The organism is Promicromonospora sp. NPDC060204, from assembly GCF_042728455.1.
Classification (GTDB): domain Bacteria; phylum Actinomycetota; class Actinomycetes; order Actinomycetales; family Cellulomonadaceae; genus Promicromonospora.
In genome coordinates, this window is record NZ_JBHWZO010000443.1 from 1 (window position 1) to 2,049 (window position 2,049).

Consider the following 2,049-nt stretch of genomic DNA (forward strand, 5'->3'; position numbering starts at 1 on the left):
GCTCTAAGAGGGCTCTTAGAGCCACCAACCCTACGTTCAGATGCACCGACCCCGGCCGGCCGCCGAGCCGGCGCCGCCTACTGTTCCGTGATGCCCAGGGCCGGGCCCGACACGAAGCTTGCCCGCGCCCCCGCCGCGCCGTGGAGCTCCAGCAGCACCAGCTCGTTGCCGGTGTCGCGCACCAGCGGGCCCGGCACGTACAGCGTGTGCGTCGGGCCGAGGCTCCAGTACCGGCCCAGCAGCTCGCCGTTGACCCAGGCCAGGCCCTTGGACCAGCCGTCGAGCCGCAGGAAGTGGTCGGCCCCGCCGACCGAGTCGAACGTCGCCCGGTACAGCCCGGCCCCGACCGGACGCGGCGCGCCGCCGCCGACACCGCCGCCGCCGACACCGCCGCCGCCGACACCGCCGCCGCCGACACCGCCACCGCCGTCGCCCCCGACGGGCAGCGCACGCCCCGGCGCGTCGAGCGCCGCGCGCAGCAGTTCCGGCGCGTCCTCGACGCGCAGCGCCGCCGCCTCCCAGTCGTCGATCGTGCGCACCGCGGTGCGCACCGGCCCGATCAGGCCCTTGGGCTCGCCGATCCGCGGCCCGTAGTTGACCCGGCCCTGGTCCTCCACCAGCAGCGTGAGGTCGCCCGCGCGGGCGGGCAGCGCGACGGCGAAGCCGTGGGACGCGCGGTCGAGCACACCGATCTGCTCGTCGTCGACCAGCACGACGGCGCGGTCGCGCACCTCGGCGACCGTCAGCACGAGGTCGTCGGGCGAGATCCGGGTGCGGTACACGGAGAAGCCCGACCACTGCCGCAGGTCGTCGGTGGTGGGCGTCGACGTGAACGCGGCGAGGTCCTCGCGCAGGAGGCTCGGCAGCGCGTGCGCCAGCGGGACGTGGGCGGTCAGGTCGACATCCAGGACGGGCGCCGCGCCCGGCGCCTCAACACCCAGGGCCTCAACCTCCGCCACCGGCACGTGCCGCGCGATGACCTCGCGCATCGCGTGGTACTTGGCCGTGGGCGTGCCGTCCTCGGCGAGCGGCGCGTCGTAGTCGTACGACGTCGTGATGGGCCGGTAGATGCCCTTGTCGTTCGCGCCGCTGGTCAGCCCGAAGTTGGTGCCGCCGTGGAACATGTACAGGTTCACGGACCCGCCCGCCGCGAGCAGGTCGTCCAGGTCGGCGGCGTTCGCCTCGGCCGGGGCGATGTGGTGCTCCAGGCCCCACGAGTCGAACCAGCCGTTCCAGAACTCCATGCACATCAGCGGGCCCGTGGGCTGGTGCCGCCGCAGGATCTCCAGCCGCTCCGTGCTGCGCGAGCCGAACGTCGCGGTCTTGTGCAGCTCCGGCAGGCCGCCGCGGCCGAGCATCTCGTCGTCCGCCTGGTCGCACGTGAAGAGCGGCACGTCGATGCCCTGCTCGCGCGTCAGGTCCACGAGCGCGCGCAGGTACTTCTGGCGCTCCGGCAGCGGGTCGTTCCCGTAGGCCCCGTACTCGTTCTCCACCTGCACCATGAGCACCGGCCCGCCGCGCGTCACCTGACGCTCGGCCACCAGGGGCAGCAGATTCGCGAAGTACGTGCCGATCGCCGCGAGGAACCGCGGCTCGTGCCGCCGCACGCCCACGGCGCGGTCGGCGAACAGCCAGCCGGGCAGCCCGCCGCCGTCCCACTCCGCGCAGATGTAGGGCCCCGGCCGCACGATGGCGTACAGGCCCTCGGCGGCCACCAGGTCGAGGAACCGGCCGAGGTCACGCCGTCCCGTCAGGTCGAACGACTCCGGGTCGGGCGCGTGGAAGTTCCACGGCACGTACGTCTCGATGGTGTTCAGGCCCATGAGCCGGGCCTTGCGGATCCGGTCGGCCCACTGGTCGGGGTGCACGCGGAAGTAGTGCAGCGCGCCGCTGACGACCTGCATCCGCTCGCCGTCGAGCAGAAAGTCCTCGGGTCCGATCTCGAACGTGGCCATGTGTGGTTCCTCAGGGGGGTGCGGTCGTGCGGCAGAGGCACGAGGCGTGGGGGTAAGGAGGTGGGGACACGGGACGACGGCGGGGGAAGGCCCC

General features: G+C 73.5%; 1 protein-coding gene. It reads right to left on the reverse strand.

The features are described 5' to 3' along the window. Positions 1-77: 77 nt before the first annotated feature. Positions 78-1,955, reverse strand: coding sequence for a beta-galactosidase family protein (locus tag ACFWEJ_RS28520; RefSeq protein ID WP_377232527.1), 1,878 nt, complete (start codon positions 1,953-1,955; stop codon positions 78-80). Positions 1,956-2,049: the final 94 nt, after the last annotated feature.

Bases quoted from the DNA above. Each gene is read 5' to 3' on its own strand.
- ACFWEJ_RS28520 (WP_377232527.1), bottom strand. From the start codon at position 1,955: ATGGCCACGTTCGAGATCGGACCCGAGGACTTTCTGCTCGACGGCGAG.